Below are 14,473 nucleotides of genomic sequence, written 5' to 3' on the forward strand. Positions count from 1 at the left end.
AGACGATGCAGAAGTGGGCTGATCTGATTGAACAGCACCAGGATGAGTTTGCCTTGCTTGATACCTTGGATATGGGTAAGTCTATCTCTGAGATGGTTAATATTGATGTGCCCGATGCGATTGATTGTATCCGCTGGACCGCTGAAAGCATCGATAAGATATACGGAGAAATCGCACCGACAGGTGATGATACTCTGGCGATGATTCACCATCAGCCGGTGGGTGTTGTTGGCGCGATTACGCCATGGAACTATCCACTGTTGATGGTGAGCTGGAAAATAGCCCCCGCCCTTGCTGCGGGTAATTCAGTCATTCTTAAACCTTCAGAAAAATCTCCATTGAGTGCGTTGCGTCTGGCGGAATTGGCTGTTGAAGCCGGCATACCAGCGGGCGTGTTTAATGTGCTGCCTGGCTTTGGTCATACAGCTGGCAAAGCATTAGCGCTGCATATGGATGTTAATGTACTGGCCTTTACCGGTTCAAGCCGGGTGGCAGGCATGTTGATGGGGTATGCCGGTGAGTCAAATATGAAGCGGGTGTGGCTGGAAGCTGGAGGTAAATCTCCAAATCTGGTATTTGCTGATGCGGATATCAAAGCGGCAGCGGCGGCTTCTGCTGCGGCGATTTTTTGTAATCAGGGCGAAGTCTGCATCGCCTGTTCCCGTCTGTATGTCGACAAGAGTATCAAGGAAGAGTTTGTTGCTGCGCTGGTGGAAGCTGCAGCAAGGTTTCAGCCGGGCGATCCATTAGACCCTGCGACGACGATGGGGCCGATGGTCGATGGTACTCAATTGGCCACTGTTGGGCGTTATATCCGTTCTGCAGAGGAGGAGGGCGGCAAAGTCATTATGGGCGGAGTTCCAGAATATCAGGAAGGTATGGGTTTCTTCGCGAAACCAACCATTGTGGATGATGCTCACAACGGCATGACCTTTGTTAAAGAGGAAATCTTCGGGCCTGTGTTGGCGGTATGCGAATTCGAAACGGAAGAGGAAGCGATCGCTCTGGCCAATGATTCTGTTTACGGGTTGGGTGCTGCTGTCTGGACGCAAAATCTTTCCCGCGCTCATCGTGTTAGCCGTAAGGTTGAAAGCGGTATGGTGTGGGTCAATACCTGGGGTGAAGGTGACAGTACGGTGCCCTTTGGTGGCGTCAAAGCGTCGGGTAATGGTCGTGATAAATCACTGCATGCACTGGAAAAATATACCGATATTAAGAATGTTTTGATTCGGTTGTAAAAGCAGAAGCTAGATCGCGGCTTCGCCGCTGGTTAGATGTCGCTAGAAAAAAAACCGCCATTTGGCGGTTTTTTTTTAAAAAGACGTCGCGTGAGGGGGGAGGTAAATCAATTACTCTGACTCCCATTGATTTTAATTTAAGCGTGCATCGTCTGAGAGTTTACTTAGTCTTGCGAGTACATCAGCGGTGGTGCGGAGGCAGAAGAATGCACCAGCGGCGTCAGCGCGTTCTTCCAGCACTTCACAGGAAGCAAAGATCTCCCCGCGTAACTCCTGTGCGGACCAGGGTAAGAATATCTCTGATTCAATCATGTCTTTTTGAAAAAACTGCACAATATTGGAATGCAGCTTTGCTATATCTTCATCACGGCGGGCGCTAAGTACTATACAGTCGGGGTATTTGGCTTTTAGTTCGGCTGTACGTTCTGCTTCTGAGGTTGCGTCGACCAGGTAGTCGATTTTATTGAACACCCGAATGCGTGGCACAGTATCGGCACCAATCTCTGCTAGTACCTTATCGGTGACTTCAAGCTGGGCTTCAAACCCGGGGTCGCCAGCGTCAATAACGTGCAGTAACAATGATGCGTTAAGGGCTTCATCCAAGGTTGATTTGAACGAGGCCACCAAACCGTGGGGTAGGTTTTTGATAAAACCAACGGTGTCACTCACTAGTACTTTAGGCACGCTTTCTGGGTGCAAGGTGCGAACTTTGGTATCCAGCGTGGCAAACAGTTTATTGGCCACTAATACTTCTTTACCTGTTAGGGCGCGCATTAAGGTGGATTTTCCCGCGTTGGTATAACCGACCAGCGCCACTTGGTTTAGCTCTGTTTGTGTCTGACGTTGTGAACGCTGGGTATCGCGATTCGCTTCCATTGCATCTATTTCTTTCTGTAACTCGGCAATACGATCACGAACCTTACGGCTGTCCATTTGGTTCCGTGATTGCCCAGTGCCGCGGCCTCCGGTGCCGCTACGCTGTCGACCTGAAGGCCCTGCACGCTTGGCTGCTTCACGAAGTCGCGGAGCCATATAAGTGAGGCGGGCAATTTCAACTTGTACCCTTGCTGCGTGCGAACTGGCGTTACGATGAAAAATCTCAAGGATGACCACCGTGCGATCCATCACCTCACAACCGACTTCAATTTCCAGATTGAGCGCTTGAGACGGCGAGATCTCATGGTCGACCAGGATAAACTCCACTGCATCACCGGCCTCCTGTGAATCAGCTTGCGACAATCTATCTGCGTTGGTTTGTTGGTCTTCTATGAACTGTTGTATCTCCACCCGTTTACCGACGCCCATATACGCCGTCGAATCAAAAGACGAACGCTTTTGAGTAAATTGACCAACCACCTCTAGCCCTAAGGTCTTTGCTAAATCAGCCAACTCAGCCAACGACGACTCGAATTCAACATCGTCAACATTATCTAATTGCACAGCAACGATCAGCGCACGCGGAAGGCGTGGTTCTTCGGGGTTTTGCATAGAGTGGTTTCTCATGGGGGAGGGGCGCGGACGTTTAACACTAGCGTCACACGGTATGGAGTGTACACAACACTGAGGCGAAAACCTAAGTGTGGGCGGATACACCTTTAATACCAGTCAGAAAAAAACGCGAATGAGTGCGGGTTTGCGGGGATTTCCGGGTCTTAGTGATTTTAACTGAGACGTAGCTCGTTTCTCGAACGTCACAAAAGGCGCGACTTACTCGTAGCTTGATTAAAGCCTTCTATACATAGGTTATTCGCAGCTGGAAGCCGCTCCTACAATAAAAAATGTAGTGTTGATTGGGTAGATGCAGATAATTCTGAGCAACGAGCAACGAGCAACGAGCAACGAGCAACGAGCAACGAGCAACGAGCAACGAGCAGGCGGCGAGCGCCGTTCTAGCAACTTAAGAGCTAGCCGTTGGATCCAGCTCTTTAAGGTGTGCCAGAAACAGGGTGAAAATATCGGCCTGCGTGGAAGTATTGAGACGGGTGTGGATGTTCTTGCGGTGGACTTTTACGGTACCTAGGCTGATTTCCAGCATGTTGGCGATCGCTTTTGAGGAGTGTCCCTGAAGTATTAGACCGGCAATCTGCTGCTCTCGCGGAGTCAGAACACCGCTGCCGAAGGTGCTGATGGCCTGATTCATCGGGCCTTCTGATTTTTCGTATTTAACGAATTCCTGAGATTGCGACAACCAAAACTGACGAATAATGGACTTAACCACCGGGTAAATGTCATTCAAACGGGTTAGTTCTGCCCGGGTTATGGTGCCCCGGCTGGTTTTACGTCCCAGTGAGATTGCACAGCTAACTTTAGAATCGAGTTCTATCACCATATTAATCTCATCGATCAGGTCAAACTCTTTGTAGCAGCTTTGGTAGTATCGGGTCGTTTCAAAACTATCCGGTGCAATGTCGATCAATCGACTGACACCCTCTCCCAGGTTACCGTTCTGGATCGCGTTGAAAAGGGGGTCGAGAATATAGGCCCCGTTGATGTAGTTGTGAAGCGTCAGGCTTTGTTCGGCCGGGTTGGTTGGATGAAGAATGAGTGGTTTAAGTGATTTTTTAAAGGTTACCATTAGCAGGGTATCAAAGTGACACTGGCTGGCTAAAAAGTTCTCTAACAGACCGCCGAAACTAGGTAGACGTATTGTGTCTATCAGCGCTGCAAGATCCTTTTGCCAGTGGTCAGCCGCACATTGCTGAGCTCGATTGCTTTGCATGGCGTGTCTCCTGGTTAAATGGCGCAGTGAATAAAAAGATCCGGCTGCAAACTTCCAGGAACTAAAGAGCCATCTTCAATAGTTCTGTTGCAGCCGAATAAGGCGAGCTGGAGAGCTTAGTTAGCTCGCCAACTTCGGCCTGCATGACGATAGTGAAAAGTTATGCAGGAATTTTAACAGCTACTTAGCTGACTGACTTGTGCGTCAGGTCAAAGCACAGGCGAACCTTTTCACAGAGTTCATCAACTTCAGCATGACTGATGACCAGAGGGGGAGACAGTACCATGCGGCTCCCCACTGCACGCATAATCAGGCCGTTACTGAAACAGTGGTCACGACAGATCATACCGATATCAATATCATCCCCGAACAGTTCTTTAGTGTCTTTGTCTTTTACCAGCGCGATACCGACAACCAGACCCACACCTTCTATATGACCTACCAGCGGATGATCTCCAACCGCTTCACGGAGTTTCTGTTGGAAGTAAGGGCCAATATCATCAGCGACATACTCAACAATATTTTCTTTCTTCATCAGTTGAATATTAGCAATCGCAACGGCAGCGGCAACCGGGTGACCGGAATAAGTGAAACCGTGATTGAAATCATCGTCGTGTTCGATGAAGGCGTCGGCGATTCGATCACCTACTGCAACAGCGGCAATGGGCAGGTAGCCTGATGACAGTCCTTTGGCCATTGAGATGATGTCTGGCTTGATGCCCAGCGTTTCGCTACCAAACCAGCTACCCGTGCGACCAAAACCACAGATAACTTCATCTGCTGCCAGTAGGATGTCATATTTATTGCAAATCTTCTGGATCTCGCTCCAGTAATTTGCCGGTGGAACAATAACACCGCCGGCACCCTGAATAGGCTCGCCAACAAAGGCTGCAACATTATCCGGTCCTACTTCAAGAATTTTATCTTCAAGGGCTTTAGCACAAGCGATACCAAACTCTTCTTCTGACATGTCGCCGGCTTCGCCGTACCAGTATGGCTGGCGGATACGTTCGATATTAGGTACCAGAGGGCCGCCCTGACCATGCATGCCGCCCATACCACCAAGGCTTGTGCCACCAATAGTGCTGCCGTGGTAGGCGTTCTCACGGGAAATCAGGATGTTGCGATAAGGTTTGCCTTTGATACTCCAGTACTGGCGAACCATGCGCATAATAGTATCGATGGCTTCTGAGCCTGAGTTGGCAAAGAAAATGTGATTCAGGTCGCCTGGGGTTATGCTGGCGATCTCTTTCGCCAGTTGGGCCACCGGGGCATGAGTGGTTTGAAAGAAGGTGTTGTAATAAGCCAGTTCTTTCATCTGGGTATTGGCGGCTTCAACTAATTCAGAGCGGCCATAGCCCATGTTGACGCACCATAATCCGGCCATGCCATCGAGAATCTTGTTGCCTTCACTGTCCCAGAGGTAAACGCCTTCTCCCCGGGTGATTACTCGCGCCCCTTTCTTATTGAGAGCGCCGGTATTAGTAAACGGGTGCATATGATGGTCGGCATCAATTGCCTGAATGTCAGCGGTATTTGCTGAAATGTTGGTTTTATCTTCGAGCATTGACTCTCTCCCAGCCTGTCACCGAATTTACAATCTAAGCGGTGCAGTAAAATATATTGTGATCATAAAATCTATGAAACTGGATCCAAAAATCCCGTTTGTGTGAGTCATTTTGTGATCACAAAATTTTAAAGTCAACAAAAAAATATGCTGAAGAGTAAGAAGTTTATTATCAGACAGTGGGTTTGATCGGCGAATGTTGAGATTAAATAGCTAGAATAGTAAGTGAAATCAAGTGCCTGCGTTCTCGATAAAGGCATGAAGCATTTCGGGTGTTCCGGCGAATGCGATACCTTCACGAATGTCGGCAGCGATAGCTACCTGCAGGGCAAAGGCGTCTTTCTTTTCGATAGCGGTCATCGCTTCATTGTGGCGATCAACCAGATAATGTTCTTCCAGTTGGCTCGTGGCCAGCCGCATAAAAGGACCGAGTTGTAACCAAAGACTTTCTATCAGTGGTAATGTGACCTGGTGAGGATTGGCGGTGTATAGCGCACGGTGAAAGTTCTGATTGAGCGTGCTGATCTGTGCCAGATCTTTTTCCTCCTGAGCTTTATCTATAAGACTATCTAATACGCGTAGCTGGCTGAGTTGGTCCCGGTCGATATAGGGTAATGCCCGGGCTGCGGCATGTGACTCAATCGCAATTCGGGCTTCGCATAACTCGCTAAACTTCATAGCGGTCATTTTAGGAACCATTACCCGCCGATTACCCTGAATTTCCAGGGCGTTCTCCGCCGCAAGTTGCCTTAATGCCTCTCTTACCGGCATGGGGCTAACGTCCAGAATCCCTGCTAGTTCACGGATAGTTAGAGCTCTGCCGGGCAGTATCTCACCATACATGACGGCGTTGCGCAGGGTCTGGTATACCCATTGGGTGATAGTTACAGAGTCATCTCGCTCGGATATGGTTATATGTATCGGAGATTTCTTGTCCATAATCTGCATGGGTATTGGCCTTGTTTCTCTGGGAACCTGTTTACAGGTTGTCTTATATAATAATGCGATCACTAAATAGGCTACACGACTTTTGTAATAGAAGTCGATATTGACTGCCATAAAAAAATGTGATCACATTGAATAATTGTTTGTGATCACAAAAGTAAGTTTGTCCCTATTAATTGGGCTATGCTGATTACAGCTGTGTTGTATCTCCTGCCAGGTAGCGGGTGGGTATGGAAGATTTCGAGTGAGAGTCTTATGACATCTAATAAAGATAAAGAGTTTGATCTGTTTATAACCGACCTGAACGGTAACCTTCGAGGTAAGCGTTTACCTGCTAACGCAGTGGCTAAGGTTTTTGAAGAGGGCGTTAAGCTGCCTCGCTCCGTTCTGGGATTCGATTTCTGGGGCGATGATGTTCTGGATAACGGTCTGGTATTTGAAACAGGTGATATGGATGGTATCTGTATGCCGGTGACCGATACTACGATTCCAGTTCCATGGGCTGAAGAGCCCCGCGATCAGATTATGGCGATGATGTCTAATCCAGATGGCACTCCCTTTGGTTGTGATCCCCGTCAGGTTCTGGCTGGGGTGGTTAAGCGTTTTAAAGGGATGGGGCTTACCCCGGTAGTGGCGACAGAGCTTGAGTTTTATCTGATGGATAGCGAGTCTGAAGAGACTCAGCGCCCTAAGCCGCCTGTGCTATCTGAAGGTCATGGGCGTCGTTTGAGTGAGACCGATTGTTATTCTATTGATGAGATGGATGGCTTATCAGCATTTTTTGCTGAGGTTCGAGAAGTTTGCGAAATACAGGGTGTTCCTGCGGATACCATTATTTCTGAGCTGGGCCCTGGACAGTTTGAAATAAACCTTATGCATATTGATGACCCTCTTCTGGCGGGCGATCAGGCAATTCTATTCAAACGGCTAGTGAAGGGTATCGCAAGAAAGCATGGTCACTCATCCACTTTCATGGCTAAGCCCTATGCCGATAAAAGCGGTAACGGATTTCATGTCCACTTCAGTTTGTTAGATGAGGCGGGTAACAACGTTTTTGATAACGGTGGAGAAGAGGGGACCGATGTTCTTAAGAATGCAGTGGCTGGTCTGATGCATATGATGCCTGACAGTATGCTGACATTTGCGCCACACCTTAACTCATACAGACGCTTTATGGCGGGAGCCCATGCGCCTACTTTTGCCAGCTGGGGTTATGAGAACAGAACTGTAGCGATCAGGATCCCCGAGAGCCCAGGCGTGGCTCGACGGATTGAACATCGGGTTTCCGGTGCAGATGCGAACCCTTATCTGGTGTTGGCGTCTATTCTGGCTGGAGCATTGTACGGTATTGAAAACAAGCTGATGCCCCCTGCGCCTATTGAAGGTGATGCCTATGTTGAAGGGGATGGAGAGCTGGTGTTGCCGACTAAATGGGATCAGGCCACCGATCTGTTTGCAGGTAGTGATGTGCTTAAGGAATATCTCGGTGAAGAGTTTGTCCGGGTGTTCGCTGCAGCTAAGCGTCAGGAGCAGCGCAAGATTAGCGAACAGATCTCTGATATCGAGTATCAGTCCTACCTTGGTTTGCTTTAATTGATTGATTTATATGGTTTTTTGTTTTGATACCCATTGAGGGGTATATAGACGACAGGGAGGTTGTCGTACATTTTTACTAGTCGCAGAAAATACTGTGACAGTCTGAGAAGCTTGAGCGCTGCTTCCTTGATCAGAGGGGCAGCCATGACAATAACAACAAAAATATGTGGCTCTGATGAGCGCCGCACTGCGGTATCAAAAGAGTTAATGCTTATATGATTAGACAGCCAAGGCTGCGATATCAGAAGCACCAGAATGGAGCAATAAAATGAATCCGAAGAAACTTGGTCTTGCAGCAGCACTGGCTGTATCAGTTTCCACCGCAGCAATTGCCGAAGAGCAGGTTGTAAACTTTTACAACTGGTCTGACTATATCAGCCCGGAAATTCTGGAAAATTTTACTAAAGAAACCGGCATTAAAGTTAACTACGATGTTTATGATTCCAATGAAGGTTTGGAAGCGAAGTTGATGGCGGGTGGCTCAGGCTATGACGTGGTAGTGCCTACCGGATCATTTCTTGAACGCCAGGTTCAGGCCGGAATCTATGCTGAGATTGATCGTAGTCAGCTGAGTAATTACGATAATCTTGATTCTGTGATGCTAGAGAAGATCTCGCGTCACGATGCAGGCAATAAGCATAATGTTCCTTATGCCTGGGGCACTATAGGGCTTGGCTATAATGTCGATATGCTGAAAGAACGACTGGGTGATATACCGGTCGATTCGCTGGATATCATTTTTAAGCCTGAGATTGCGGCTAAGCTTAAGGATTGCGGTATTACGCTGCTTGATTCGCCAGCCGAGGTCGTAGCGATCGCGCTTAATTACCTGGGGTTGGATCCAAACTCTGAGAAAAAGGCTGACCTGAAAAAAGCATCAAAGCTGCTTAAATCTGTACGTGATAACTACCGTAAGTTTGATTCGTCAGGCTATATCTCTGATCTGGCTAATGGTGATACCTGTGTAGCGCTTGGCTATAATGGTGATGTACTGCAGGCTCAGGGACGTGCTGAAGAGGCGGGTCAGGGTGTAAATATTGGTTATTCTATACCGAAAGAAGGGACGCTGGTTTGGTTCGACCTGCTTGCTATCCCGTCTGATGCGCCACATAAACAAGCGGCTCATAAGTTGATTGATTATATCCTTAAAGGTGAGAGTGCAGCCTCTATTTCCAACTTTGCTTATTATGCTGTAGCCAATAAGGCAGCAGAGCCGATGGTCCTGGAGGAAGTGTTGAATAATCCGGGTATCTATCCTTCTGATGAAGTTAAGGCGAATCTGTTCCCTCAGAATGCTCATGCAGCTAAGTTTGATCGTCTGTTGACACGTACCTGGTCAGGAATTAAAACCGGTCGCTAATAGGTTGTGGCGGACGCGAAAGCGTCCGTCAGTGTGAGTTATTCAGTAAGCCTTTGAGTTCCGGGTATAGGCCGGGGTAGATGCTCTTAAGTATCGTTCAGAGGCTTCTTAAATAATTCTCTGAACTCAGTTTAGGGTTCGGTAGATGATTAAATATTGAGGGTTTAGTATGACTTCCACTCAAAATATCGAGCAGCATGGTGTAGCGCCGGTTTCTTCCGAGGCCGCTGTAAATCTGCCTTTGTGGAAACAGGATGGTGCTAAGCCTTTCCTGCAGATCGAAAATGTTACTAAGAAATTTGGCGAATTTACCGCGGTTGATAATATCTCGCTGGATATCTATAAGAACGAACTGTTTTGTCTATTGGGCGGTTCCGGTTCTGGTAAGAGTACTTTGTTGCGCATGCTGGCGGGCTTTGAGTCGCCAACTAGTGGTCGCATTATTGTTGATGGTGTTGATATGGCGGGGATTCCGCCCTGGAAGCGCCCTATTAATATGATGTTCCAGTCTTATGCTCTGTTTCCTCATCTGACAGTAGAGCAGAACGTTGCTTTTGGTTTAAAGCGAGAAGGCTTAGATCGTTCCGAAGTTAAGCAGCGTGTGGCTAAAATGCTGGATATGGTGCAGCTGGGGCACCTGGGTAAGCGAAAGCCAAGCCAGCTCTCTGGTGGTCAGCGTCAACGGGTAGCGCTGGCTCGCTCTTTGGTTAAGCGGCCTAAATTGTTGCTACTGGATGAGCCGCTGGGCGCTTTGGATAAAAAGCTTCGAGAAGAAACCCAGTTTGAACTGATCAATATTCAGGAAGAGCTGGGTGTGACTTTTGTGGTGGTAACCCATGACCAGGAAGAAGCGATGACACTGGCGACCCGTATCGGTGTTATGAACCATGGTGTGATTGTCCAGACGGCCGAGCCTCATGATGTTTATGAGTATCCGAACAGTCGCTTCGTTGCTGAGTTTGTTGGTTCTGTCAATTTGTTTGAAGGTAAAGTGATTGAAGATCAGCCGGACTCGGTGCGCATAAAATCTAAGGATGCGGGAGCGATTCTCTATGTGAATCATGGTATCAGCTGCGCTCCGAATCAGAAGGTGCATGTTGCTCTGCGACCTGAGAAGGCTCGGATAAGCAAGCAGAAGCCGGATCAGACTGAGAACTGTATCAAAGGTATCGTTGAAGAGATCGCCTATATGGGCAGTCTTTCGGTATATCGTGTTCGCTTGACCAGCGGCAAAGAGGTGCGGATTACGCAGCCAAATATTACCCGGGGAGCGGGCGAACGTTTGACCTGGAATGACGAGGTTTATCTATTCTGGGATGTTGACAGTAGCGTGGTATTGACGTCATGAGTACTCCGACAGGTTCTGCCTGGGTGGATGGCTCAGGTTCACGTCTGACAAAGTTTAATTTTATTAGAAGAGTTAACTGGGGGCGGCTTTCTGTTGTCTCAGTTCCGACTTTGTGGCTGGCGATCTTTTTCTTTATCCCTTTTCTGGTGGTATTCAAAATATCGTTATCGGAATCGGCGATTGCGGTACCTCCCTATACTTCATTGTTGGAATGGGATCTGGAAGAGTCGTACCTAAATCTTAAGCTGAATCTGGGAAACTATCTCTACCTGTTCGAAGATACTTTCTATATTGATGCGTATCTGAGTTCGATCAAGATTGCGGGGATCTCGACAGTATTTACGTTGCTAATCGCCTTTCCTATCGCTTATATGATTGCCCGTAGTAAACCTTCTGCCCGGGGCCTGTTATTGGCGTTGGTGATTCTGCCATTCTGGACATCTTTTTTGTTGCGGGTGTATGCCTGGATGGGGTTTCTGAAGAAGAACGGATTAATCAATGAGTTTTTGCTGGGAGCCGGCATCATTGATCAGCCTCTGATTATGTTGCAAACCGACTTTGCCGTTTACATCGGTATTGTTTATACCTATCTGCCCTTTATGGTTCTACCGCTTTACAGTGCTCTGGAGAAGATGGATATGACGCTACTGGAAGCCGCGGAAGATCTAGGTTCCAGGCCTGCTACCAGTTTCTTTTTGATTACGGTGCCGATGGCAATGCCGGGTATTATCGCGGGCTGCATGCTGGTGTTTATACCTGCCGTAGGTGAATTTGTTATTCCGTCTCTTCTGGGTGGCTCCGATACGCTGATGATAGGTCGGGTGTTGTGGGATGAATTCTTCCTCAATAGGGACTGGCCGATGGCTTCTGCTGTAGCCATTGTGATGTTGATAGTGCTGGTGTTACCGATCATGTTGATCCGTAACAGTCAGGGTAAAGAGGAGGCGATCTGATGAAACGTAGATCAATATTTTTAACGACATCGGCAACCTTAGGTTTTATTTTCCTCTACGCACCAATGATTGCGTTGGTGGTATACAGCTTTAACAAGTCAAAGCTGGTTACCGTCTGGGGTGGCTGGTCTTTGAAATGGTACGGCGAGCTGTTTCGTAATGAGCAGATTATTGATGCAGCGTTACTAAGCTTCAAGATCGCTTTTATCAGCGCCAGTGTTGCTGTGATACTGGGAACTATGGCTGGGTTTGTGCTGAGTCGTTTCGGTCGCTTTAGAGGCAAGATGGTGTTGTCCGGCTGGATCAGTGCGCCACTGGTTATGCCTGAGGTTATTACCGGTCTTTCATTGTTGCTACTGTTCGTTGCGATGGAGGGTATGTTTGGCTGGCCATCGGGTCGGGGTACCGGCACCATCATTATTGCCCACGTCACTTTCTGTATGGCCTATGTAGCAGTTATTGTGCAGTCAAGGTTGTCACAGTTGGATGAGACGCTTGAAGAGGCAGCAATGGATCTGGGAGCGAAGCCTTCGTCGCTGTTCTTTTTGATTACGATGCCGCTGATTATGCCGGCCATTATCTCGGGCTGGTTACTGTCCTTTACCCTGTCGCTGGATGATCTGGTAATTGCCAGCTTTGTCTCAGGTCCGGGTAATAGTACTTTGCCGATGGTTATCTTCTCGAAAGTGCGCTTAGGCGTTTCTCCTGAAGTGAATGCATTGGCGACACTAATGATTGCTGTAGTAGCGATAGGTGTGATTGGTGCGATGTATCAGATGCGGCGTCAGTCTAAGTTGCTCGCAACCGAAGAGTGATACAGGGCTTTAAAAATACGCCCTCTGAAAGAGGGCGTAGTTGTTTTTAGAAAGAGAAAAGATGATGAAAATTGGTATTTTAGCGACCGGTATCACCCCGGATGAGCTTCTGAATCAGTACGGCACCTATGCTGACATGTTTGTTGAGTTGTTTGCCCAGGTGGAAGCAGATTTTAAATATGAGGTTTTTGATGTTCGTGATGGTGTCTTTCCAATAACTCCTCAGCAGTGTGAAGGCTGGGTGATTACCGGATCAAAGTTCAATGTCGATGAAAACCGGGATTGGATGGATAAGCTGAAGCAGTTGATTCTTGAAGTCAATGAAGCGGGTCGTCCTATACTGGGCATTTGTTTCGGTCATCAGATTATCGCCGAAGCGTTCGGTGGCAAGGTTGAGGCTTATGAAGGGGGCTGGGGCGTTGGTCTGCATAGTTATAGTTTGATAGGTGATAATGGTTTTATCAGCGGTAATGAAGACCAATTTGCCATCAGTGCGATGCATCGCTATCAGGTTACAGAAAAACCTGAGGCTGCCCGTGTTTTTGCTGAATCTGACTTCTGTAAGTATGCAGGATTACAGTATGGCGATAATATTTTAACGCTTCAGGCACACCCTGAATTTAATCTTAGCTACGAAACTGATCTGGTGTCTTTAAGGAAGGGCGCTGTCATTCCTGATGAGGTTGCTGACGCAGGATTGGCAATGCTCCGTGCTGAAGCTGCTGCTACAGATTCTGTAAAAGTAGCAGGCTGGATGAGTGCGTTTATGAGCGCAAGTTTAGTAAAAAATTAATCGTTTGATTTAGAAAGGCTTTATGGAAATAGATAACCGCTGGCAACAGCGGTTTTTTTTGTCCGGAAAGTTTGGGTGCTGGAGGGTAAAGATGAAGATAGGAATATTGGCGGCGGGCAGTAATGAGGGGGCGCTGTTGGAACGGTTTGGCTCCTTTGCGCAGATGACGGAAGAGATGCTGGTGGGGGCTGGTTTTAGTTTTCAGATTTGGGATCTGTGTGTGGGTGAGTTTCCGGAGTCTCACCGGGACTGCGATGGCTGGATAATAACAGGCTCCCCCGCGAGTGTTTATGAGCCGCTGGTATGGATAGCTCCGCTGGAACAGTTGATCAGAGATATTAATCAGGCGAGACAGGGGCTGGTTGGCATCTGCTTTGGGCATCAGATCATCGCTCAGGCGCTGGGAGGCAGAGTAAGCAAAGCTAAAGCGGGCTGGGGGTTAGGTGTCGATCATTACCTGCCGACCGAGAAGGGTATGGTGCTGTTAGGGGCTGAGTCTCATAGTCTGCACGTTATCCATCAGGATCAGGTTGTTACGCTGCCAGAAGGCGCTGAGCCGCTGGCAGGCTCAGAATTCTGTCCCTATGGGGTGCTAAGTTATAACTCACATATATTTACCGTACAGGCTCACCCAGAGTTCTCCAGGGAATACATGCAAGTGTTATTGCCTGCTATAGCCCCGGAACATATAACGCTCTCTGAGGCCGAGCTGGGTGTGCGGTCAATTCTTAGTCAGAGTGCCCAGCCAGGTCTTGTCGTGGGTGAAATTATACGGGTATTAAAACAGTCTTCTTAGCTCTGGTTGCCGGTACGCTCTAATGTCTGTTGTCTGAACGTCTACCAGCTCTGGTGGATCTCTTTAAGCTTTTGTCTAAGCCTGTGTTCCAATCATTATGCATTAGTGTGGGGGCTAGTTAATGAGTCGAGGGGAGGGTTGCGGGAGGTTGCAAGTCTAAAAGAGAGTGGGGTGTCGTTCATAAAGTGACAGGCACAAAAAAGCCCGATCGTAATCAGGCTTTTTTAAGTAAGCCACAGATCATAGATCTGTGAAGCTTAAGCGGGGATTATACAGCAGTGATGTTTTCTGCTTGTGGTCCGCGCTGACCTTGAGTTACAGAGAACTGTACCTGCTGGCCTTC

General features: G+C 48.1%; 13 protein-coding genes. 8 read left to right on the forward strand and 5 right to left on the reverse strand.

Annotated elements, in window-relative coordinates; genetic code table 11:
• The coding region (locus QZZ54_RS18790) for an aldehyde dehydrogenase (protein WP_290705689.1) at positions 1-1,238 on the forward strand (1,238 nt) is incomplete at its 5' end.
• 132 nt (positions 1,239-1,370) lie between these two features.
• On the opposite strand, the gene hflX is transcribed toward QZZ54_RS18790, so the two are convergent.
• The 4 genes from hflX to QZZ54_RS18810 all read right to left on the reverse strand — a co-directional run bounded on the left by hflX (position 1,371) and on the right by QZZ54_RS18810 (position 6,472).
• Positions 1,371-2,741 carry a GTPase HflX gene (gene hflX / locus QZZ54_RS18795; protein ID WP_290705691.1) on the reverse strand — a complete coding sequence of 457 codons (1,371 nt, stop codon included), beginning with the start codon at positions 2,739-2,741 and terminating at the stop codon, positions 1,371-1,373.
• A 394-nt stretch (positions 2,742-3,135) separates the two neighbouring features.
• Positions 3,136-3,957, reverse strand: a complete 822-nt coding sequence (locus tag QZZ54_RS18800) for a LuxR C-terminal-related transcriptional regulator (RefSeq protein WP_290705693.1) — start codon at positions 3,955-3,957, stop codon at positions 3,136-3,138.
• A gap of 184 nt (positions 3,958-4,141) precedes the next feature.
• On the reverse strand, positions 4,142-5,524 hold the full coding sequence (locus QZZ54_RS18805; protein WP_290705695.1) for an aspartate aminotransferase family protein: 1,383 nt from the start codon (positions 5,522-5,524) through the stop codon (positions 4,142-4,144).
• 231 nt (positions 5,525-5,755) lie between these two features.
• Complete coding sequence (locus tag QZZ54_RS18810; RefSeq protein ID WP_290705697.1) at positions 5,756-6,472, reverse strand: GntR family transcriptional regulator; 717 nt, start codon at positions 6,470-6,472, stop codon at positions 5,756-5,758.
• 252 nt (positions 6,473-6,724) lie between these two features.
• Between QZZ54_RS18810 and QZZ54_RS18815 the strand changes: the two genes are divergently transcribed.
• From QZZ54_RS18815 to QZZ54_RS18845, 7 genes are all read left to right on the forward strand, one after another.
• Positions 6,725-8,062: a glutamine synthetase family protein gene (locus QZZ54_RS18815; RefSeq protein WP_290705699.1), complete on the forward strand. Its 1,338-nt coding sequence runs from the start codon at positions 6,725-6,727 to the stop codon at positions 8,060-8,062.
• Between the two features lie 271 nt (positions 8,063-8,333).
• Entirely contained in the window at positions 8,334-9,425 is a 1,092-nt protein-coding gene (locus QZZ54_RS18820) for a polyamine ABC transporter substrate-binding protein (RefSeq protein WP_290705701.1), read from the forward strand.
• A 169-nt stretch (positions 9,426-9,594) separates the two neighbouring features.
• Positions 9,595-10,773, forward strand: a complete 1,179-nt coding sequence (gene potA / locus QZZ54_RS18825; protein ID WP_290705703.1) for a polyamine ABC transporter ATP-binding protein — start codon at positions 9,595-9,597, stop codon at positions 10,771-10,773.
• Positions 10,770-11,726, forward strand: a complete 957-nt coding sequence (locus QZZ54_RS18830; protein ID WP_290705705.1) for an ABC transporter permease subunit — start codon at positions 10,770-10,772, stop codon at positions 11,724-11,726. The genes potA and QZZ54_RS18830 overlap by 4 nt, the downstream gene beginning before the upstream one ends.
• Positions 11,726-12,541: an ABC transporter permease subunit gene (locus tag QZZ54_RS18835; RefSeq protein WP_290705707.1), complete on the forward strand. Its 816-nt coding sequence runs from the start codon at positions 11,726-11,728 to the stop codon at positions 12,539-12,541. Before QZZ54_RS18830 ends, QZZ54_RS18835 begins: the two co-directional genes overlap by 1 nt.
• Positions 12,542-12,602: 61 nt before the next feature.
• The gene (locus QZZ54_RS18840; RefSeq protein ID WP_366645942.1) at positions 12,603-13,334 is read left to right on the forward strand and encodes a gamma-glutamyl-gamma-aminobutyrate hydrolase family protein; all 732 of its coding nucleotides are present in this window, start codon (positions 12,603-12,605) and stop codon (positions 13,332-13,334) included.
• Positions 13,335-13,425: 91 nt separating this feature from the next.
• Complete coding sequence (locus QZZ54_RS18845) at positions 13,426-14,130, forward strand: type 1 glutamine amidotransferase (protein WP_290705709.1); 705 nt, start codon at positions 13,426-13,428, stop codon at positions 14,128-14,130.
• A gap of 268 nt (positions 14,131-14,398) precedes the next feature.
• Here QZZ54_RS18845 and QZZ54_RS19215 read toward each other — a convergent pair.
• Positions 14,399-14,473: cold shock domain-containing protein (locus QZZ54_RS19215; RefSeq protein WP_366645944.1), on the reverse strand; the 75-nt coding region annotated here is incomplete at its 5' end.

The organism is Amphritea sp. (assembly GCF_016744155.1).
Classification (GTDB): Bacteria; Pseudomonadota; Gammaproteobacteria; order Pseudomonadales; family Balneatricaceae; genus Amphritea.

Bases quoted from the DNA above. Each gene is read 5' to 3' on its own strand.
- hflX (WP_290705691.1), bottom strand. From the start codon at position 2,741: ATGAGAAACCACTCTATGCAAAACCCCGAAGAACCACGCCTTCCGCGT.
- QZZ54_RS18800 (WP_290705693.1), bottom strand. From the start codon at position 3,957: ATGCAAAGCAATCGAGCTCAGCAATGTGCGGCTGACCACTGGCAAAAG.
- QZZ54_RS18805 (WP_290705695.1), bottom strand. From the start codon at position 5,524: ATGCTCGAAGATAAAACCAACATTTCAGCAAATACCGCTGACATTCAG.
- QZZ54_RS18810 (WP_290705697.1), bottom strand. From the start codon at position 6,472: ATGCAGATTATGGACAAGAAATCTCCGATACATATAACCATATCCGAG.
- QZZ54_RS18815 (WP_290705699.1), top strand. From the start codon at position 6,725: ATGACATCTAATAAAGATAAAGAGTTTGATCTGTTTATAACCGACCTG.
- QZZ54_RS18820 (WP_290705701.1), top strand. From the start codon at position 8,334: ATGAATCCGAAGAAACTTGGTCTTGCAGCAGCACTGGCTGTATCAGTT.
- potA (WP_290705703.1), top strand. From the start codon at position 9,595: ATGACTTCCACTCAAAATATCGAGCAGCATGGTGTAGCGCCGGTTTCT.
- QZZ54_RS18830 (WP_290705705.1), top strand. From the start codon at position 10,770: ATGAGTACTCCGACAGGTTCTGCCTGGGTGGATGGCTCAGGTTCACGT.
- QZZ54_RS18835 (WP_290705707.1), top strand. From the start codon at position 11,726: ATGAAACGTAGATCAATATTTTTAACGACATCGGCAACCTTAGGTTTT.
- QZZ54_RS18840 (WP_366645942.1), top strand. From the start codon at position 12,603: ATGATGAAAATTGGTATTTTAGCGACCGGTATCACCCCGGATGAGCTT.
- QZZ54_RS18845 (WP_290705709.1), top strand. From the start codon at position 13,426: ATGAAGATAGGAATATTGGCGGCGGGCAGTAATGAGGGGGCGCTGTTG.